Raw genomic sequence first — 18,670 nt, 5'->3', positions numbered from 1 at the left:
CATGAGAAGACATCCAACAACACGTGCAGCGCATCCGCCAGCCGGCAACCAACCGGGCCCGATCCGGCGCCCTGAAAAGCTGCCGCTGCTGGATGCCATCTGCAAGAAACTGAACCAGCGGGTCAATCTCGACGACGAGCAGCGGGTGCTCGGCCTGTATGAGCGGGGATGGATCTTTAATGGCGTACTGTGCCGGCTTGACGGGGCGGAAGCCCGATACGTAAGAGCACTGGCAACCCGCTACAACTCCTGGATTGCCCGCCAGGTTGCCTGAGCAGTCCTGGGCCTGAAACGTTCAGTGGGGACGGTTCAGGCCCTGCATTTTGCCCCGGTCGCCACTGTGCACCATGGCGTAGTTGTTGACCACGTCGAAGATCTTTTCCTGGGAATAGGGCTTGACCACGTAGCCATTGGCTCCGGCACTGATGGCTTTCTGAATGCTTTCAATGGAGTCGTCGGCGGTGACCAGCACAATATGCTGGCTTTCCCTGATCCGCTTGAATTCCAGCATCAGGTCGTGCCCGTTGCCATCGGGCAGACCAATATCCAGCAGCACGATCTGAAATTCACTGGCGTCATAGGCCGCTCGCGCACTGGCAACGTCCCGGGCGGATTCAACACCGGTGGCACCGGCGTTAAACAGCATCTGCACCAGATGCTCGCGCATCACCGGCTCGTCTTCGACCACTAATACCCTGAGATCACTCATGGACTCTCTCCTGATTTTCCCCGTGCGTTCAGACCGTGTCGCTGCCGGTACGGCGCGGTATGGCCAACGGCTCATGGGCCGGCGCGGCTGCGCCAGCGCTGCCATGCAGACCGCCGGGCGACTCAGCTTCCGCGCCGATACTGCGGGTGAGGATGTTACTGATACTGACCGCGCTGGTGTAGAGCGATATGGCAATGATAAGCAGCACCGGCTGCACAAACGCCACGAAACCGGGCACCTCACTGTTCCCGACAATGCTCAGCATCAGGATGATGGATGGCCCCAGCACCACAAACAGCGTCAGCGCGATAAAAAACACGATGCGTTCCTTGTAGCGGCCCAGGTCACGATTGGTCACCAGGCCCAGCACAAACTTGCCAATGGCGAGGCCGGCAAGGATGGCCGAGGCAATACTGAGGTCCGGCTGCATCAGAATCTGCGCCAGGTTGCCGTCCCATAACCGCTGCATGGTGATAACCAGAAAAGGAAACAGGACAAACAGAATGTCCGCGTAGGTGCCGTACATCATACTCAGTGAGTATTGTTCGTTGGGTTGCTGATGGTCAGTCATCGTCTGGTTTCCTGTGGTCATATCCTGCCCGCCGTTGGCTCATGTACGTTCTTTGCGTGCGGTCAAGGCGCGGTCAATCATCTCATCGAGTCGCGCCAGTTCACTGCGAATCCGGTCCCAGTCCGGGGCCGAGGCTTTCAGGCTGGCCTCAATTGCACCGGCCAGAGCGGTCATCGCCGGATAGCCCATAGCCCCGGCCGTGCCCTTGATCTGGTGAGCCTCGCTGCGCAGGCTCTCGGGGTCCTCTGCTGCCAATGCCCGCTGCATGGTTTGCTGGCGTGCCGGCAAGCCTGACAGGAACTGCTCCACCAGCGCCTCGATGCCGCTGTCCTCAGCGGTCAGGGCATCGCCTGCGAACGGCTCCGGGCTGCCCAGTGTGCGCTCCAGCAGCGCCAACAGATGGTCGGTGTCCATGGGCTTGTTCAACACGCCGTCACATCCGGCGTCCTTCAGTGCCTCGATTTCCTGCTGATCACCGGCGGTGAACGCCACAATGGGGCGGCGGAACCCGGTCTGACGCAACAGCCTCGTGGCCTCCACGCCGTCCAGCCCGGGCATATGACGGTCCATCAACACCAGATTCACCGAGCCGGACAGGGCCGCGCGCACCGCTTCATCGCCGCTGGTTACCGCCACCACCTCAAGCCCGCGGCGCCGCAGCATACGCTCCACCAGTTGCCGGTTGTCGTCGTTGTCTTCCGCCACCAGCACCGTACCGCGGTACTGGCGGTCCTTGCCATAGCCCTGATCCGGCTGCACTTTGAGGTAGCGGGCCAGCACCTCGTAAAAACGCTGCTTGTCGATGGGCTTGGCGAGGTGTTCGTTGCAGCCAGCAACGCGGTAATCCGCGATGTCTTCGGCCATCACGTTCGCGGTCAGCGCAATCACCGGCGTGTTAATGCCCGCCTCCCGCAGTGCGGCCGTTGCGTCTCGCCCATTCATGACCGGCATCTGGATGTCCATCAGGATCAGGTCGAACGACTCACGAATGGCGGTCTCCAGCGCTTCCGCACCATTGCCCACATGCACGATTTCGGCCCCGGTGCGGCTGACCAGCAATGACACCAGGCGGCGGTTGACGTCGTTGTCTTCGGCACAGAGGATGCGGCCGCACAGGCGCGGCGCCACCACCATCGGAATGGTGCGGCGGCGCTGGCTGAGCTCCGACGCGTCCCGCAGGAAATGCACCCCGTCCAGCGCTCCGGTGGTTATCCGCAGCTCGAACTCGCTACCTTCACCATAGGTACTGGCGACCGTAATGTCACCGCCCAGCAGTTCCGCCAGCCGCCGTGAAATACTCAGGCCCAGGCCGGTGCCGCCGTATTGGCGGGCAATGGCGGCACTGCCCTGGGCGAACGGATCGAACAGCCGGCGCAACTGCTCCGGTTTCATGCCGATGCCGGTATCCACCACCCGGGCCACCAGTTGCTCCCGCTGGCGATCACAGCGGATAGCCAGGGAGATAGAGCCTTTTTCCGTGAATTTCAATGCATTTCCGCACAGATTGATGATGATTTGCCTGAACCGGGTGGGGTCGGTGCGGAGGGTTTCCGGCAGCGGATAGTCGCAGATGATACTGAAATCGAGCCCTTTCTCCCGCGCTCTGGGGGCAAAGAACGCGCGTATCTCGTCCAGCAGTTCGGGCAGGTTGACGGTGACCACATCCACATCCAGCTTGTTGGCGTCGATTTTGGAATGGTCGAGAATGTCGTTGACCAGGTCCAGCAGGTGACGCCCGCTTCGCACCACCGTTTCCGCACTGCCGCGTTTTTCCTCGTCATTAAGATCCGGGTCCAGCAGGGTCTCGCCATAACCGATGATGGCGGCCAGCGGCGTGCGGATCTCGTGGCTCATGTTCGCCAGAAACTGGCTCTTGGCTTCAGCCGAGTTACGCGCCAGCTCCTTTTCCAGCCGCTCCTGTTCGCGTTCACGCTCGATGTGCTGGCGCTGGTGGCGTTCGGTGGCATCGATGCAGGTGCCTTCCAGATGGGTCGGCAGTCCGTCGCTGTCGTACACCGTATGCAGCGATATCGTGGCCCAGCGCTCGTTGCCGTCGCGATCGTGATACCGGGCCTCGATGCCTTTTACCGTACCGCGGGTTTCCAGCTGCTCCACGACCCGCCGACGCACCCGCTCATCGGCAAAACAGGTATCCAGCACGTCGGGATCACGGTCCAGCAGCTCACGACTGCTGCGATACCCCATCAGATTCGCCATGGCCGGATTGGCGGTGACGAAACGCCGGTGCAGAGACATCTGGAACACCCCCTCAATGGCGTTATCGAACAGCGACTGGTACCGGCGCAGGTTGGCCAGGGCCCGCTCACTCCAGCCCAGGGCCTCGCCCTGTACCTGCTTGATGCGATCGGCGAGGGCGAAGGAAAACAGGATGATCTGCGCGGTCAGGCCAAACTGGGGTGCGTAGGTGGTAAACATGTTCAACGGCAGGTAGCCCATGACCGTGAGGGCGTAGATACCGAAGCCCACCAGCGCCAGTGTCCAGGCGAAGAAATAGGAGCGCGCGGCCGGGTTGTAATAGCGCCAGGACAGATAGCTGACCACAATCATCAGCGTACTGAGCACAATGGAACCCAGCACGATCCACTCCATCGCCACATGGTAGGGCAGGAACAGCGACAGCACGAAGGTGACCACCACCGCGTACAGACACAGCCGGATGACCTGGTCCAGATCCGTCGACCGCTGGCGTGTTTCCAGCAATGACCGAGCCATCAACAGCCCCCAGAACCAAGTCATCATGATCTGGTAATGCAGATACTCCTTGTTGAGGAACGCCGGGCGGCCCTCGAAAAGCTGGGTGCCGTGGACCTGCTCCGTGGCGATAAACACCGTGGCGGAAACCAGATAGAGCACGTAGTAGATGTTGCTGCGCTCGCGCACGGACACCGCTACAAACAGGTTGTAGGCGAGAATCGCAAGAATGCTGCCCAGCAGGATGCCGCGAACGGCCTCATCGACCGAGACTTTTTCAATGTAGCTGTCCGGATGCCAGAGCGTGATGGGCAGGCGGAAGGTATTGGTATTGGTGATTCGCAGGTAGACGCGGGCCGGCAGCCCGGCCTCGAGCGACAGGCGGAACGTGGGGTTCGGCACCGCCAGATCCCGCGACGACCAGTCGCCCTCGTAGCCGGCACGACGCTGGTCCACCAGCTCGCCGCCCTGCACCACGTACAGCACCACCTCATCCACCAGCGGCAGCGCCAGCTCCAGAATCCAGTCCGATAGCGCCGCGCCGGCACCGACCCGCAAATCGAACCGGGCCCAGTAGGCCGACTCGGTGTAACCGAAATTCAACACGCCGCCGTCGTGGCGGGTAAACCGTTCGGCCCCGGCGGCGATCACATCGTTGAAGCCCAGGGTGTGGTCCGGGTCTTCCAGGTACCAGATGCAGTTGCCCAGGTCGCGCACGCTGGTGGTTGCACTGTTGAGCACAATCTCACCGTCCTGGCACTGCTCGCTGGCGCTGGCTAAGCCCGGCAGCCATAGCGCCAGCATAACAAGAACCGGCAGGAGCCACCGGCGGTTCAGGGATTGCCATTGCTGCAAAATGTGATCTCCGCGAGGGCAGATGCCTGCTTTATGGTTTATTGTCAGCAGTCAGGCCGGAGCGAGGAGGTTCCCGCGCCGCAGTCCGTCACTTTAGCGCTTAAACATCATTTTCGCACCCCAGGGCCCCTATATAATGAGACATTCCTGCCTTTTCGCCGCATTTACCCTGACGGCTTTCGGACTCGCAGGCTGCGGTCCGGACAGTTCCAGCGACGACGGCTACCTCAACCCGGCGACAGACGTGGACCTGCCCATGGAAAGTTTCCGCCTGCGCAACACCGAGGGGCTGGCGCCGGTATTGCAGTACACCACCTTTCAGGATCTGTACCGCGGCCTTGAACCGGCCACTGACGGCAAGGACAACGGCAGCGCCATGGCCCTGCGTGGCCACCTTGATGCGTTTCTGGGCACCACACCGACGGACGACGGCAGCGATTACACCAGTGTGCGCAACCCGCTGGACCTGATCAACGAAGTGATCCGCAGCGGCCAGGTGAGCAACTTCAACGACGGCCGACGGCTGATGCGGGACAGTATCGCGGAGGATGAGGCGGCCAGTTACAACACTCCGGCGAACGACGCCCTGGTGCGCTTCACCGAGACCGGGGGTGACTCGGCCGCCTCCGACAGCACCTGGATATACGTGATGCTGGACTGGACCTACAATCCGATGCAGGACAAGGTCTACCGCGCCACCCAGTTCGTCGCGCGGGCGCCGGCCGACAGCGAGGACAACCCGGCGGAGGTCGCCAGTGCGTCGTGGAGCGGCCGCTACAACGCCAGTTCCTTCGGCGACAGCGGGTTTAACCAGCCGGAATACGCCGCCACCAGCTACACCGGACGCACCCGGGGTAACGTAGAGCTGTTGCAGGAGTTTGTCGGCACCCAGAGAGACACGTTAACACTCACCAAGGCGAACGGCCTGGAGATCAACGGCGAGCAACCGGACTGTGTCAAAGTGGTACTGACTTATGGCGAATCTCTGGCCCGGGTATTTACCTCCACGGACGAGGAGCCAACCCTTGAGGAAAACGGGGAGCGCCGGCCCAATCCGGAGCATTGCGGTAATCAGCAGAATGGCGACGAGGCCATCAACTACGAAACGGTGGTCGTCAGCAGTCGTCAGTAACCGCCGTCGCGCAGGTCCCAGTTGAGCAGGAAGCCCTTTTTGCGATCGAGCATGCGCTGGTAGGCGGAAATCATGATCTCGGCGTGGGGCCCCCGGGTCAGACGCAGGGTTTCGATACGACGCTCCAGACGCGCGACTTCCGAGCTGACCTGCTCACGCACATGGGAACGAACACTGTCGTGGTGATCGAGTTTGACCGGGCGTTGGCGAGCCGTCTTGGTCGCCGTGTGAAGGTGCTTGTCCATCACGCTTCTCTTCCGTTGAGTGTGGTATATCCATAACGCACATCGGGAGTCTGCACGGTTGTCCGACAAAACTCAATAAAAATGAATAAGCTTTCATATTTTAACGGTCGCGTCATGGCCCAGCAGAAACGGCGCAACGATCTCCTGCTATAGTTCCCGGTTATACGCACCACTCTTCCAAACGGACGGATCGCCCATGAGCCAGACTTCAGTTGCCGATACCCTGCGGGAATACCTGTCTTTCCTGGAGCTGCTTGACGACGCCTACTGGGAAGCGGCGAGCATCCAGCATAAGGATCTGCTGTACGACATCGTCAGCATATTCAGTCAGGAAGTGGCGGAGATCAACAAACTCAGCGTGATGGACCACCATTATCCCTACGAAGTGATCACCGAGGGCATCCGCCGCGTGGTGCCCAAACTGGAGCGCCTTGACGAGCACCGCGAGGACATCATTCAGCGCACCCAGACCCTCACCGATTTTCGCGACATTCTGTCGTCGGTCCAGGGCATTCTTGAGGATCAGCTCCGTACGCTGTAGGCGCGCTCGCCGATCCTTGTCTCAGGCCGCAATCAGTGGACGCTGACTCTCGGGCACCAGCGGAAAGCGGTCGCAGACCGTATAGACAAACCTCGCCAGCGCCGGCAGGTGATGGCCGACAATGGGAATGCCGGTATTGAGCAGACTCACGGAAATATCCCGTGCCGCGTCGGCCCAGCACAGCTTGTTGATCAAACCGATGTGTCCGAAGGCGTAGCGGCTCTGCTGGCCCCACAGGCCGAAGGGGTTGCCGCCAAGCATCATGCCGGCGCTGAATCGCATCGGAATCATCATGGTGCGATCGATCTGCAGGGAACCGAACTGCTGGATGGAGCGGCGAATGGTCAATTCGCTGCAGATCCGCTTGCCGTTCCAGACACCGCCATTGAGCATCATCTGGAAGAACCGCCCCATTTCCTCGGCGGTACCGCACAGATTGCCCGCCGGAATCACCGCCTCCTGGAAGCGCGGATCGTTGACCACCTGCTCCACCGTGCGGATATCGCCGCCCAGGGCCCGCTGGACGATCCAGGAGACCGGGAAACGCGGGGTTGGCCCGGTGGCGTAGTTGCTGGCGAGGTCGTTGACGTTGTCCGGAGCAATACCGTAGGTGAACCAGCGCATCCCCATTGGCTGGCGCAGGTGGCGATCCAGAAAATTCTCTATGGTATCCCCGGTGACTTTCTCCAGCACCCGCTGCAGCACGAAGCCGCCGGTGATGGCGTGATACGCCACCTTGGCGCCGTCCACTTCCACCGGTTTGGCGGCACACAGCACCCGCCAGATCTCTTCCCGGTCCCACAACACCTCGATGGGGGTTTCCCTGGGGATGCCCGGTATGCCGCCGCGGTGGGACAGGATCTGGTGCACGGTGATAGTGCGCTTGCCGGCCGCCGCAAACTCCGGGCAATAGTAAGACACCGGATCACTCAGGTTGATCAGTCCCTGCTCCGCCAGCATGTGCATCAGCAGTGCCGTCACGGCCTTGGAGGCCGAGAAATAACAGATCGGCGTGTCGGTGGTCATCGGTACCTTAACGGCATTGGGCGGGTCATGGGGGCCGTTCCCGCTGGCATGACCAATGGCGCGGTGCAGTATCTGCTCCCCGCGATGGCGCACCGATAACTGGATGCCCGGGTGCACACCGGTACGGTACAGACGCTCCACGCCCTGCCAGATATCGTCCACCACCTGGGATGACACTCCGGCGGCCTCCGGGCGCTCGCCTGCGCTGTCACGGCAGGTGATTGCGGCCAGATCTGTTGGTACAGGGCAGGTGTGAAGGGCTCGTCGGGCAATTCGGTTCATCGGTAAGCCTTCGTTGGGGTTGCTGTTTTTCGCTCATGATCGGTGCTGGCCGGCGCCGGATCATTGGCCGGAGGGCAGTGGCACGGCTGTCAGTCTTTCCAGCTGCCGCCGTCAGGAATTATGGGCTTCCTCCGCGATAGACGCCATGATTACACAATTGCGCCCGGATGCCTTGGCCAGGTACATGGCCTTGTCCGCCGCCGCGCTCAACGCGCGAGGACTGCGGCCATGATGGGGGAAGACCGCCGCGCCGATGCTGATGGTCAGGGGCACGGTATCTCCGCTGTCCAGCGCTACCGGCCGGTCACTGACCAGGCGCCGCAGGCGTTCGGCGGTTTCCCGCGCGCCTTCCACACCCTTTTCCGGCAACACCACAACGAATTCCTCACCGCCGAAGCGGCCGATGGTATCGACACTGCGAATGCCGCTGAGCAACAGCTGGCTGACGTTTTTCAGCACCGCGTCGCCGGCGGCGTGACCGAGAGAATCGTTGATGTCCTTGAAATGGTCAAAGTCGATCCACAACACGGCCATCTCACGCCGGTAACGGGCGGCGCGGGCCACTTCCTCTTCCAGCACCCGGGTCATTTCCCGGCGATTGTTCAGCCCGGTCAGGGAATCACGGATGGCCAGATCCGACAGCTCTTCTTCCAGGGCCTTGCGGTCAGAGATATCCAGCACGATCCCCTCGAGCAGCGTCTCGCCGTCTTCGTCCACGCCTCGCCCGCGCTCCCACACCCAGATGCGCCGGCCGTCCTTGCGGGTCAGCGGGTACTCGATGGAGAAAGCCTCGTCGCGCTCCACGGCCTGTTGCACCTGGCGGGCCAGCGCCGGGTTGATTTCGTCGCCGATCAGGCGGGCATAGCTGGTCACCCGGTTGCCGACCAGTTCCTCGGGCTGGTAACCGGTCAGCTCACCACAGCCACTGGACGCGAACAGCATGGTCCAGTGTTCGTCGAAGCGGCAGCGATAGGCCATGCCCGGCAGGTTGTCCATCAGCACGGCAAGCTGGCGTTCCCGCTTGCGCAACGCGTCGCGCTGGTGCTGCTGCAGCTGCAGCAGGTTGCGGTCCTTCTGCAGTTGCCTCAGCAGCACCACGAACAGCACCACCGCGGTCACCAGCACAAACAGCAGGCCCTTCCAGGTCTGCACCCGGCTCAGCGCCTGGGAATCGGTCACCCAGGCTTCCACCAGGGCATCGGAGAAGGTTATCCACAGCCACCCGGCGCACAGGTAGATGGCCACCACCCACAGGGTTCGCAGCAGCGGAAGATGCCTGGTTTTCAGAGTTTTCATGTGGTCAGATCGCGAATACGGGTCATGAGTGGTACGGCAAGCACTTGGTTGCTGAGGTTGGTTTTTCTGTATGAAAAATAGTCACTCATAAGGGATTCGTCGAGGGGAGTTTGCAATTGATAACAAATGCGTTAAATCTGCTTACCATTTTCACGTCAAAGGAAGCGAGACCCCATGACTCCCGGCGTCAACGCAGCGCGACAGGCCAAGGTGCCCCACCGTCTTCACGAATACCCGCACGACCCGTCCAGCGAGTCCTATGGCACCGAAGCGGCGGAGAAAATGGGCGTCGATCCGGCCCGGGTGTTCAAGACCCTGGTAGTCAGCGTTGACGGCAAGACGCTGGCCGTTGCCGTGGTGCCAGTGACCGCAATGCTGAACCTGAAACAGATAGCCCGGGCCGCCGGCGGCAAGAAAGCCGCCATGGCCGACAAGCAGGCCGTGCAGCGCAGTACCGGCTACGTACTCGGTGGCGTCAGCCCGCTGGGCCAGAAAAAGGCGTTGCCCACCTTCATCGACAGCTCGGCCCGGGATTTCGACACGCTCTATGTCAGTGCCGGCCGCCGCGGCCTGGAGATCGAACTGTCACCGGACGACCTGGCCAGGCTGACCGCCGCCCGGTTCGCGCCCCTGCAAGCCTGAGACTGGGGGCACAAAAAAACCGGACGACCTCGCAGCCGCCCGGTTTCTGGTGCCACCCGGGTGTTACTTCACGGAGTCGCGGGCTTCGGCGAGGATCCGGTTCAGGATTTCGCTCGGCTGCATGACCTCGCAGACCTTGTCTGCGGGCGGATGGTAATAGCCGCCAATGTCAGCCGGGTGCCCCTGAATCACGCTCATTTCCTCGAGGATCTTGTCCTTGTTGTCTTCCAACTGGCTGGACAGCTTGCCGAAGAACTCTTTCAGTTCCTTGTCGCTGTCCTGATTCGCCAGCTCTTCGGCCCAGTAACGGGCCAGGTGGAAGTGGGAACCGCGGTTATCCAGCTCACCGGTCACGCGGGACGGCGACTGGTTGTTCTCCAGCAGGCGCTCGGTGGCCTTGTCCAGGGTCTGACCCAGCAGGCGCGCTCGCTCGTTGCTTTCCTTCTCGCCGAGCTCGTCGAGAGAGACCGCAATGGCAAGGAACTCACCGAGGGAATCCCAGCGCAGGTGGTTTTCCTCAAGCAATTGCTGGACATGCTTGGGCGCGGAGCCGCCGGCGCCGGTCTCGTACAGACCACCACCATTAAGCAGCGGCACAATGGACAGCATCTTGGCGCTGGTACCCAGCTCCAGAATCGGGAACAGATCCGTGAGGTAGTCCCGCAGCACGTTGCCGGTCACCGAGATGGTGTCCAGGCCACGGATCAGGCGCTCCATGGTCCAGCGGATGGCGCGGACCGGCGACTTGATCATGATCTCCAGGCCGTCGGTGTCGTGCTCTTTCAGGTACATCTCGACCTTCTTGATCAGCTGGGCGTCGTGGGGACGCTCGTCGTCAAGCCAGAACAACGCCGGCATGCCGGTGGCGCGGGCGCGATTCACCGCCAGCTTGACCCAGTCACGGATCGGCAGGTCCTTGGTCTGGCAGGCGCGCCAGATATCGCCCTGCTCGACCTGATGCTCGGTCAGCACCGTGCCATCTTCGGCGATCACGCGCACGACGCCGTCTTCCTTGATCTCGAATGTCTTGTCGTGGGAACCGTATTCTTCCGCTTTCTGCGCCATCAGACCCACGTTCGGCACGGTACCCATGGTGGTGGGGTCAAATGCGCCGTGGGTCTTACAGAAGTTGATCACTTCCTGGTAAATCGTGGCGTAGGTGGACTCGGGCATCACCGCCTTGGTGTCCTTGAGCTTGCCGTCGCGGGCCCACATCTTGCCGGAGTTACGGATCATCGCCGGCATCGAGGCGTCGACAATCACGTCGCTGGGCACGTGCAGGTTGGTGATGCCCTTGACGGAATCCACCATGGCGATTTCAGGACGGTGCTCATAGCACTTGTGCAGGTCTTCCTGGATCTGCTCCTGTTTGGATTCCGGCAGCTGTTTGATCTTTTCGATAACCGACGACAGGCCGTTGTTCGGATTCACGCCGATTTCGTCGAACAGCTCGCCATACTTCTCGAACAGCTCCTTGTAGAAGACCTTCACCGCGTGACCGAACACGATCGGGTGGGAAATCTTCATCATCGTCGCTTTGACGTGCAGGGAGAACATCACACCGGTGTTTTCGCAGTCGGCAATGGCGTCTTCGAAGAACTTGATCAGCGCCTTCTTGCTCATGAACATGCCGTCCAGCACTTCGCCTTCCTGCAGCGGCAGCTCGGACTTCAGGATGGTCTGATCGCCCTTCTTGTTTTCGAACACGATGCGGGCCGTGGTGGCCTTGTCGAGGGTGACGGACTGTTCGTTGGAGTAGAAATCACCGCCGCGCATGTGCGCCACGTGGGTACGGGACGCCGGGCTCCACTCACCCATGGTATGGGGGTATTTACGGGCAAAGGCCTTGACCGCGGACGGGGCACGACGATCGGAGTTGCCTTCCCGCAGCACCGGATTGACGGCGCTGCCCAGCACCTTGGCGTAGCGGGTCTGGGCTTCTTTCTCTTCGTCGGTCTCGGCGTTTTCCTTGTATTCGGGAACCTTGTAACCCTGCTCGTTCAGTTCCCGGATGGCTGCGCGCAACTGCGGAATGGAGGCAGAAATGTTGGGCAGCTTGATGATGTTGGCTTCCGGGTTCTTGGTGTATTCACCCAGCTCGGCAAGAGCATCCGGCACCCGCTGATCTTCTTCCAGGTAATCAGGAAACGCCGCCAGAATACGTGCCGCCAGAGAGATGTCGCTGGTTTCAAAGTCGATGCCGGCCGGCTTGGCGTAGGTTTCAAGGATGGGAAGAAGAGACCGGGTAGCGAGCGCGGGGGCCTCGTCGGTCAGGGTGTAGATAATCTTGGCTTTGGAGGTAGTCATTTTCGTCCTCAGGCTAGTATGTGAGTTCAGGACGGTCATGGCAGGGTCAGGGGTCTTGTGAACGCCCGACCTGAGCAATGACTGATACGGGAACTTTTGATAGACCTAGTAAGATACCATTTTTTGGGGAATTCTGGTTACGATCTTAGTATAAGAACGGACTAAAAATGCGATAAAACCTGTTACAGCATCGTGAAAAGGCACGATTTTACGAAACTTTCGGACATTTTCGGTGCGTCCTGATCTGGCGCTTGTCCGCAGGCTGTGCTTTGCTTGAGTCAGCAGCGGTACCATATTCCGACAGGTTCAGGGAGAACCCGCATGACGCCAAGATGGATCATTCTGTTCACTGCACTCATGGCCGCATCGTTTCTGCTCGGTGCGTGCTCAAGCTCCAGCCCCAGCACGTCCATTACCAATGTCCGGTCCGGGGGCGATTCCGCCCGTGAGTTTTCCGATACACTCGTCGTTGCCGCCAGCCCCAATGCCCGGGTGCGGACAGTGGTGGGTCAAGCCATGGCCAACAGGCTGAACGAACAGGGCAACGCAGCCACGTTCCTGAACTCCGAACACGATTCGCTTTCCTGGGACACACCGACCGAACTGCGCGGCCAGCTGCTCGACATCGCCCGGGAAGGTCAGCACGACAGTGTTCTGGTGTTATCGCTGGTCGATAAAAGGGTCCACACGGACTACAAGCCGGAATCGGTCTCCTACATCCCCTACACCCGGGAAATCGGCGCCGGCGCCTCGGTGACCTATATGGAGCATTCGGTACAGCCCGCCAGCATCGAACGTTCTGTGGATTATGTAATCCAGTCAACCCTTTATGACAGCGCCACAGGGGAGGCCGTTTGGCAGGCCCTGCCCCGTACTGTCGATCCGGACTCGCTGGAAGAGGCGGCAGAAGGTTTCGCCAGGGTTATTGTCGATGCACTGAACACGCCGGAACGTGAGTGGAAGAAGCGATGACCAATAATCAGGGATTCAACATTCTCTGATATTGGGAGGCCTGAGCCGTATTGCCCATCTGGCGGTGATAACCGACCAGTGCTGACAGTATCTGCGGGTCGCCGGGGTATCGACGAAGTGCCGATTCCAGCGCTGTTATGGCGTCCGCCGTGCGACCCACCGAGTCCAGTGCGACGGCATACACATAGGCATAGCGGGCGGAAGAAACAGCCGCATTTGCTGCACGGCCCAGGTGGTCGAGCGCCTGATCGAGGCGCTGTTGCCGAACCAGCAGCAGCCCCAGGGAATGCTCGATGGGCGCCGGATCATGAACCCGGCCCAGGGCGTCCTGCAGAACCTGCTGTCCTTCGTTGTCCCGGCCACGGGCCCGCAACAGATCAGCCAGGTTCACATAGGCGGGTGTGTACCAGGGTGCCCGCGCCATGGCCAGTCTGTAGTAGGTTTCTGCGCGCTCGAAGGCCCCGCGCTGGCCATAAATTCCCGCCAGATTGACCAGTGACTCGGGTCGGTCGCCGTTGTTCTTCTGGGACTGGATGTAGTCCTCCAGCGCGGCCCCGTGGCGACGGCCAACCTCCGCTTGATTGGGCGGCAGGGCGCTTTCCGGCAGGTTACTGGCGGTCAGGCTGCGGGGCACACGATGTTCATCGTACAGCCCGGGAATGCCAAAAAAGGCGCGGTATTGCTCAGGAATGTCCTGTAGCCCCAGGGCAACGCCCAACGCGATCAGTGGATCCGTTGTCTGGCTGGCCTGCTGAAGTACCGGCACCGACTGCTGGCTCAGGTAACGGGGCAACAGGGTAGCGGCCGTAGCACGGGCGATGGCCGGCTGGGTCTGATTGCGGATCAACTGCGCCAGCTTTTGCTCCGCCTGCGGGCCGCCGTATCGGCCCGCATGAATGGCACTGGCAAAGTGTCCTTCCGGTGGCGGGCCGTGCCGTTCACGCAAGGACTCGACAGCCCACTCCGCTTCCCGGTCACTGTGGCAGTCGGTACAGACGTTGGGCACACCCAGGGAAACCGATAGATCCGGTCGCGGTATGCGGAAGCTGTGGGCCTGGCGCTCATCCACCCCCATAAACGTGGATGCCGGCATATGGCAGTTGACGCACTGGCTGCCTGCACTGTCCTCCGGGTGGCCGTGATGGGCCTCGGTATCGAAGGTCGCCGGCAGGTGGCACTGACCGCACAGGGCGTTGCCTTCGGCTTTGCGCTCCAGGCTGTGGGGGTTATGACAGTCCGAACAGGTCACGCCGGCGTGGTACATGGCGCTCTGCACGAACGAGCCATACACGTAGACCTCATTCGCCACCTGACCGTCGACGTGGTATAGCCCCTCGGACAACAGCGAGGGCAAGAAATGCTCGAACAGCCCGTCCTCGGGCCGGGCGCCGTGGAACTGGGTGGCCCGCCGGGAATGGCATTGGGCACACACCTGCAGCTCCGGCTGCATGGCCGGCCCGGCGCTCGCCGGCTGCGGGCTGCCGGTTTGCGGGTCGATGGCCCATGCCCGGGGTTCTGCCCGGGACAGGGTCAGGCTGAAGCCATGGAATGGCAGGCTCCCATCTTGTTTTTGCATGGCGTCGACATGTTGCTGGCCCGGGCCATGGCAGGCTTCACATCCCACATCGATTTCGTTCCAGGTGGTCGCGTAGGTATCCGACTGCACGTCGTAATTCTTCTGCAGGTTGGTGGAGTGACAGTCGGCGCACATGAAATTCCAGTTCTGATTGAGCCCGGTCCAGTGCAGCTCGTCGCCGGCGCGGATGGGTTCGTCCGGGTACAGGTGATACCAGCGCTGGCCACCTTCTGCCTTCGCGCGGCTGTCCCAGACAATGCTCAGCGCCTGGAGTCGGCCGCCGGGCATCGATCAGATACTGCTGCAGGGGGTCTACACCGAAGGTGTAGGCAATCGGGTACTCCGTCAGCTCACCGTCAGGACCATCGGTGCGCACATGGAAGGTGTCGTTTTTGCGCAAGAAGGTGGAGGTGGTGCCGAAATACTCGAAGGTGGCGCCAGAAAAATCCCCGAGTACCGTCTCCGCTGTCGCCGGCTGCATGGCCAGGTCGTGGTGCGAGCCCTGCCAGTGATTGTGCTCATCTTCATGGCATCCCGCGCAGGTGGCAGCCCCCACATAGCCGTAGTCGTCCGGGGCCATGCCGGGTGAGGCAGCGGCCGGGGTTTTCGCCGCTGCCGGGTTGACCAACAGGCAGGTCAGTATCAGCCACAGGGCGTGGATTGACGTTCGATGCACTTCAGGTCCTTCCGGGCGCAATCAGGTTGCTTAAAAGATTGGCCCATGGACGCCGGTTTGGCAAAGAACCTATAGCAATCCCTCAATGGGCAGTAGTGAAAAGAACCAGAGCATGCCCCGGTCGAACGCATTGGTGCCGGGGTCGTCGCTCACCAGTCTCGCGGGCGACCATTGCAGTTCCAGCGTGTCATCCACCAGGTAACTGACAAACGGCCGCTCCCTCACGGCCCTGGCATAGGTTTGCGCCTCCGGATCGCGGGCAATATCACGAACCTGCTGTCGCAATTCGCTCCGCTCCGACGCTTCCGCCGGCTCCACCAACGCGTCAATAGGGAAGGCGGACTCGCTGGTCCAGTATTGGTCGAACTGGTCCGTCACCGCGCCAACGGCCGCGCCGACCGCCATAACGTCCAGATCCACGAACAAGGCACCCTGGGTGGCACCGAAATACTCATCCCCGATGTTGCGCCCGCCCAGAACGGTCAGGGCATTGTCCGCCGTCATCGACTTGTTGTGCATGCGGCGGTTCACGCGGCTGAAATCGGTCACGAAACTGAACCATTTGGCCCGGCGGAAGAGAAAGGGGTTGAAAAGCCGAACGTGGATATCCGGATGGCTATCCAACGCTGAGAGCAGAGGGTCCAGGCCGCCAATGCCGTTGTCATCCAGCAGCAGCCTTACGCGCACGCCCCGTTCCGCCGCCGTCAGCAATTCACCCAGCAGCAGCACGCCCGTCGTGTCCTGCTGCCAGATGTAATACTGGACATCCAGGGTGCGTTCGGCGGCGCGGATCAGCAGCACCCGGCTGGCAAAGGCGTCGAGAGGGTCGGCGAGCGCGAAAACACCGGTTTCGCCGGGGTGCTCGGCCTCCAGTGCAGAGGTCCCTCGACCGATCAGGGTGTTAGCGGCCTCAGCCTCACTGAGCCCCTGAAAGTCACTGCTGTGATCCACCATCGGCAGACTGCAACCGGTCAGCAGAAGCAGGATGAACAGTCCCACGAGGGCGCTGCCCGGTCGAACCCCTAGCACTGTTTCACCTTCCCTGCTCCCTGATGGTCAGTCACTTACAAGGTAGCACAGGGCTCCGCAGGTTGCGGGCCGTGCGCACCTTGCCGATGGGACCACAGGATCAGGGCAGCAGCCCGGCTGCCTGCGCGCGCTCCCGGATCTGATCGAGCGCCTCGGGGTTGGCGAGCGCGTCGCGGTTATCAGCCTTTGTCGAGCCGTTAATCAGCCGCGCCACCGCCAGCTCCACCTTCTTGCCGCTGCGGGTGTAGGGAATGTCGGCCACCGCCAGAATGTGCTTGGGCACATGGCGCGGGCTGGCGCCCTCGCGGATGCGGCGGCGCAGTTGCTGCTGCAGCGCGTCGTCCAGGGTCTGGCCCGCGGCGGGCACCACCAGCAGTACCACTTCCACATCGCCGTCGATCTGGCGCCCGACCACCAGGCTGTCGGCCACTTCCGCCACGGTTTCCACCTGCCGGTAGATTTCTGCGGTACCGATCCGCACACCGCCCGGATTCAGGGTGGCGTCGGAGCGGCCATAGATGATGGCACCGCCATGTTCGGTGAACTCGATGAAGTCACCGTGGGCCCAGACACCGGGGAAGGTGTCGAAATAGGCGCTGCGGTAGCGCTCACCGTCGGCATCGTCCCAGAAACACACGGGCATGGAGGGCAGCGGCTGGCGGCACACCAGTTCCCCGCGCCCTTCTCTGACCGGCTGGCCATCGTCGCCGTAGGCCACGGCGTCGACGCCGAGGAAACGGCACTGGATCTCGCCACGACGCACCGGCAGCAATGGGGTGGCGCCCACGAAGCACCCGCAGATATCGGTGCCGCCGGCAATGGAGCCGAGCAGAACACCGGGCGCACCGTCACTGTAGACCCAGTCATAATCCTCCGGCAGCAGCGGCGAGCCGGTGGAGAACAGGACCCTCAGGGCGCTGAGATCCAACGCCTGGGCCGGTTTGATGTCCGCCTTGCGACAACCGGCCAGGAAGCGGGCGCTGGTGCCGTAGTGGGTGACCTTCTCGTCAGCGACCACCTGCCACAGGAAATTCAGGTCCGGGTAGCCCGGCGAGCCGTCCACGGTGATAACGGCAGCCCCGGTGAGCAACGCGGAAGCCTGCCAGTTCCACATCATCCAGCCGCAGGTGGTGAAGTAGAGGAAACGGTCCTCGGGCCCGACGTCGCCGTGCAGCATCAGTTCCTTGGCGTGGTTGACCAGCAGACCGGCAGCGCCGTGGACGATGCACTTGGGTTTGCCGGTGGTGCCGGAGGAATACAGGATGTAGACCGGGTGATCCGGGGGCAGCGGGGTAAACGTGGGCGCCTGTCCGGCTCCGGACGCCAGGGCCTCCTCCCAGGTGGTGACCCGTTCACCCGCGATGGGTGCCTGGTCTGGCAACTGCTGGACACTGACCACGCACTTCAGCGTTGGCAGGCCGGCAATCAGCTCGGCGAAATCGGTCTGGCGGGCGAACACCTTGCCGCCGTAGCCGTACCCGTTCACCACGATCAATGCCGCGGGTTCTATCTGGCCGAAGCGATCCAGAATCGCACCGACACCGAAATCCGGTGACGCGGAACTCCAGATGGCGCCCAGACTGGTGGCCGCCAGCATGCCGACAAGCGCCTCGTAGCCGTTAGTGACCACGCCGGCAACGCGATCGCCCTGGCGGATACCCTGATCCCGCAGGAAGGCGTCCAGCGCGCCGGTGTCCGCTTTCAGTTCGGCGTAGCTGCGGCGCAACACCGGACGGGTTTCGCAGTAGGCCACCACCGCTTCGCTGTCCGCCTGTTCGCCGTCGGCCAGGCGCAGCAGGTTGGCGGCGAAGTTCACCGTCATGCCCGGGAACCATTCGGCCCCCGGCATGGCGCGGCTGCCCAGCACCCGGTCCGCCGGGGTATTGCTGATCAGGCCGCAAAAGTCCCACACCTTCGCCCAGAAAGTGTCCAGCTCATCGATGGACCACTGGTGCAGGGCGTGATAATCGGCAAAGGGTCCGAAACCCTGATCTTCCAGCCACGCCTTGAAACGGCCCATCTGGCAGTTGGTCAGTGTGTCTGCCGAAGGAGACCAGACTACCGGTGATTGTTCTGTGTTGCTCATCCGTCTCTCCTGT

General features: G+C 61.8%; 16 protein-coding genes. 6 read left to right on the top strand and 10 right to left on the bottom strand.

The annotated features are described in order from the left end of the window. The first annotated feature begins 1 nt into the window (after window position 1). A complete protein-coding gene (locus tag DYI22_RS06180) occupies window positions 2-274 on the top strand; it encodes a hypothetical protein (protein WP_213477171.1) in 273 nt (90 codons plus the stop codon). Between the two features lie 21 nt (window positions 275-295). On the opposite strand, the gene DYI22_RS06175 is transcribed toward DYI22_RS06180, so the two are convergent. From DYI22_RS06175 to DYI22_RS06165, 3 genes are read right to left on the bottom strand one after another with little or no spacing between them, the layout of a single operon-like run. Continuing rightward, window positions 296-709 (bottom strand): response regulator, encoded by a 414-nt coding sequence (locus tag DYI22_RS06175; protein ID WP_213477170.1) that lies wholly within the window; start codon window positions 707-709, stop codon window positions 296-298. Window positions 710-737: 28 nt separating this feature from the next. Then, window positions 738-1,280 carry a hypothetical protein gene (locus DYI22_RS06170; protein ID WP_213477169.1) on the bottom strand — a complete coding sequence of 181 codons (543 nt, stop codon included), beginning with the start codon at window positions 1,278-1,280 and terminating at the stop codon, window positions 738-740. A gap of 39 nt (window positions 1,281-1,319) precedes the next feature. Further along, on the bottom strand, window positions 1,320-4,796 hold the full coding sequence (locus DYI22_RS06165; protein ID WP_213477168.1) for a response regulator: 3,477 nt from the start codon (window positions 4,794-4,796) through the stop codon (window positions 1,320-1,322). Between the two features lie 187 nt (window positions 4,797-4,983). Here DYI22_RS06165 and DYI22_RS06160 point away from each other — a divergent pair, with 187 nt between their 5' ends. Then, window positions 4,984-5,979, top strand: coding sequence for a hypothetical protein (locus DYI22_RS06160; protein WP_213477167.1), 996 nt, complete (start codon window positions 4,984-4,986; stop codon window positions 5,977-5,979). Here DYI22_RS06160 and DYI22_RS06155 read toward each other — a convergent pair. Continuing rightward, the gene (locus DYI22_RS06155; RefSeq protein ID WP_213477166.1) at window positions 5,973-6,224 is read right to left on the bottom strand and encodes a hypothetical protein; all 252 of its coding nucleotides are present in this window, start codon (window positions 6,222-6,224) and stop codon (window positions 5,973-5,975) included. The genes DYI22_RS06160 and DYI22_RS06155 overlap by 7 nt on opposite strands. Window positions 6,225-6,420: 196 nt before the next feature. Here DYI22_RS06155 and DYI22_RS06150 point away from each other — a divergent pair, with 196 nt between their 5' ends. Next, window positions 6,421-6,765, top strand: coding sequence for a hypothetical protein (locus DYI22_RS06150; protein WP_213477165.1), 345 nt, complete (start codon window positions 6,421-6,423; stop codon window positions 6,763-6,765). Between the two features lie 21 nt (window positions 6,766-6,786). On the opposite strand, the gene DYI22_RS06145 is transcribed toward DYI22_RS06150, so the two are convergent. Together DYI22_RS06145 and DYI22_RS06140 are read right to left on the bottom strand one after the other, a co-directional pair. Next, window positions 6,787-8,073, bottom strand: coding sequence for a serine hydrolase domain-containing protein (locus DYI22_RS06145; protein WP_213477164.1), 1,287 nt, complete (start codon window positions 8,071-8,073; stop codon window positions 6,787-6,789). Window positions 8,074-8,184: 111 nt separating this feature from the next. Beyond that, window positions 8,185-9,369, bottom strand: coding sequence for a sensor domain-containing diguanylate cyclase (locus DYI22_RS06140; protein ID WP_213477163.1), 1,185 nt, complete (start codon window positions 9,367-9,369; stop codon window positions 8,185-8,187). Window positions 9,370-9,543: 174 nt separating this feature from the next. Between DYI22_RS06140 and ybaK the strand changes: the two genes are divergently transcribed. After that, entirely contained in the window at window positions 9,544-10,011 is a 468-nt protein-coding gene (ybaK, locus tag DYI22_RS06135) for a Cys-tRNA(Pro) deacylase (protein ID WP_213477162.1), read from the top strand. A 63-nt stretch (window positions 10,012-10,074) separates the two neighbouring features. Here the strand turns inward: ybaK and DYI22_RS06130 are convergent, their stop codons facing one another. After that, window positions 10,075-12,318 carry an NADP-dependent isocitrate dehydrogenase gene (locus DYI22_RS06130; RefSeq protein WP_213477161.1) on the bottom strand — a complete coding sequence of 748 codons (2,244 nt, stop codon included), beginning with the start codon at window positions 12,316-12,318 and terminating at the stop codon, window positions 10,075-10,077. A 321-nt stretch (window positions 12,319-12,639) separates the two neighbouring features. Here DYI22_RS06130 and DYI22_RS06125 point away from each other — a divergent pair, with 321 nt between their 5' ends. Further along, window positions 12,640-13,290: a hypothetical protein gene (locus DYI22_RS06125; protein WP_213477160.1), complete on the top strand. Its 651-nt coding sequence runs from the start codon at window positions 12,640-12,642 to the stop codon at window positions 13,288-13,290. A 7-nt stretch (window positions 13,291-13,297) separates the two neighbouring features. On the opposite strand, the gene DYI22_RS06120 is transcribed toward DYI22_RS06125, so the two are convergent. Continuing rightward, entirely contained in the window at window positions 13,298-15,154 is a 1,857-nt protein-coding gene (locus DYI22_RS06120; protein ID WP_213477159.1) for a cytochrome c3 family protein, read from the bottom strand. Here DYI22_RS06120 and DYI22_RS06115 point away from each other — a divergent pair. Beyond that, window positions 15,123-15,455 carry a hypothetical protein gene (locus DYI22_RS06115; RefSeq protein WP_213477158.1) on the top strand — a complete coding sequence of 111 codons (333 nt, stop codon included), beginning with the start codon at window positions 15,123-15,125 and terminating at the stop codon, window positions 15,453-15,455. The two genes, DYI22_RS06120 and DYI22_RS06115, sit on opposite strands and share 32 nt — an antisense overlap. A gap of 156 nt (window positions 15,456-15,611) precedes the next feature. On the opposite strand, the gene DYI22_RS06110 is transcribed toward DYI22_RS06115, so the two are convergent. Then, entirely contained in the window at window positions 15,612-16,571 is a 960-nt protein-coding gene (locus DYI22_RS06110; RefSeq protein WP_213477157.1) for a phospholipase D-like domain-containing protein, read from the bottom strand. A gap of 100 nt (window positions 16,572-16,671) precedes the next feature. After that, window positions 16,672-18,657, bottom strand: a complete 1,986-nt coding sequence (locus tag DYI22_RS06105; protein ID WP_213477156.1) for an acetoacetate--CoA ligase — start codon at window positions 18,655-18,657, stop codon at window positions 16,672-16,674. Between the last annotated feature and the right edge of the window lie 13 nt (window positions 18,658-18,670).

It is taken from the genome of Marinobacter lipolyticus (genome assembly GCF_018424605.1).
Classification (GTDB): Bacteria; Pseudomonadota; Gammaproteobacteria; order Pseudomonadales; family Oleiphilaceae; genus Marinobacter; species Marinobacter lipolyticus_B.
Note: the sequence above shows the minus strand (reverse complement) of the source record. Positions and strands in the feature narration are given on the sequence as shown.

Bases quoted from the DNA above. Each gene is read 5' to 3' on its own strand.
- DYI22_RS06180 (WP_213477171.1), top strand. From the start codon at position 2: ATGAGAAGACATCCAACAACACGTGCAGCGCATCCGCCAGCCGGCAAC.
- DYI22_RS06175 (WP_213477170.1), bottom strand. From the start codon at position 709: ATGAGTGATCTCAGGGTATTAGTGGTCGAAGACGAGCCGGTGATGCGC.
- DYI22_RS06170 (WP_213477169.1), bottom strand. From the start codon at position 1,280: ATGACTGACCATCAGCAACCCAACGAACAATACTCACTGAGTATGATG.
- DYI22_RS06165 (WP_213477168.1), bottom strand. From the start codon at position 4,796: ATGCTGGCGCTATGGCTGCCGGGCTTAGCCAGCGCCAGCGAGCAGTGC.
- DYI22_RS06160 (WP_213477167.1), top strand. From the start codon at position 4,984: ATGAGACATTCCTGCCTTTTCGCCGCATTTACCCTGACGGCTTTCGGA.
- DYI22_RS06155 (WP_213477166.1), bottom strand. From the start codon at position 6,224: ATGGACAAGCACCTTCACACGGCGACCAAGACGGCTCGCCAACGCCCG.
- DYI22_RS06150 (WP_213477165.1), top strand. From the start codon at position 6,421: ATGAGCCAGACTTCAGTTGCCGATACCCTGCGGGAATACCTGTCTTTC.
- DYI22_RS06145 (WP_213477164.1), bottom strand. From the start codon at position 8,073: ATGAACCGAATTGCCCGACGAGCCCTTCACACCTGCCCTGTACCAACA.
- DYI22_RS06140 (WP_213477163.1), bottom strand. From the start codon at position 9,369: ATGAAAACTCTGAAAACCAGGCATCTTCCGCTGCTGCGAACCCTGTGG.
- ybaK (WP_213477162.1), top strand. From the start codon at position 9,544: ATGACTCCCGGCGTCAACGCAGCGCGACAGGCCAAGGTGCCCCACCGT.
- DYI22_RS06130 (WP_213477161.1), bottom strand. From the start codon at position 12,318: ATGACTACCTCCAAAGCCAAGATTATCTACACCCTGACCGACGAGGCC.
- DYI22_RS06125 (WP_213477160.1), top strand. From the start codon at position 12,640: ATGACGCCAAGATGGATCATTCTGTTCACTGCACTCATGGCCGCATCG.
- DYI22_RS06115 (WP_213477158.1), top strand. From the start codon at position 15,123: ATGCTCAGCGCCTGGAGTCGGCCGCCGGGCATCGATCAGATACTGCTG.
- DYI22_RS06120 (WP_213477159.1), bottom strand. From the start codon at position 15,154: ATGCCCGGCGGCCGACTCCAGGCGCTGAGCATTGTCTGGGACAGCCGC.
- DYI22_RS06105 (WP_213477156.1), bottom strand. From the start codon at position 18,657: ATGAGCAACACAGAACAATCACCGGTAGTCTGGTCTCCTTCGGCAGAC.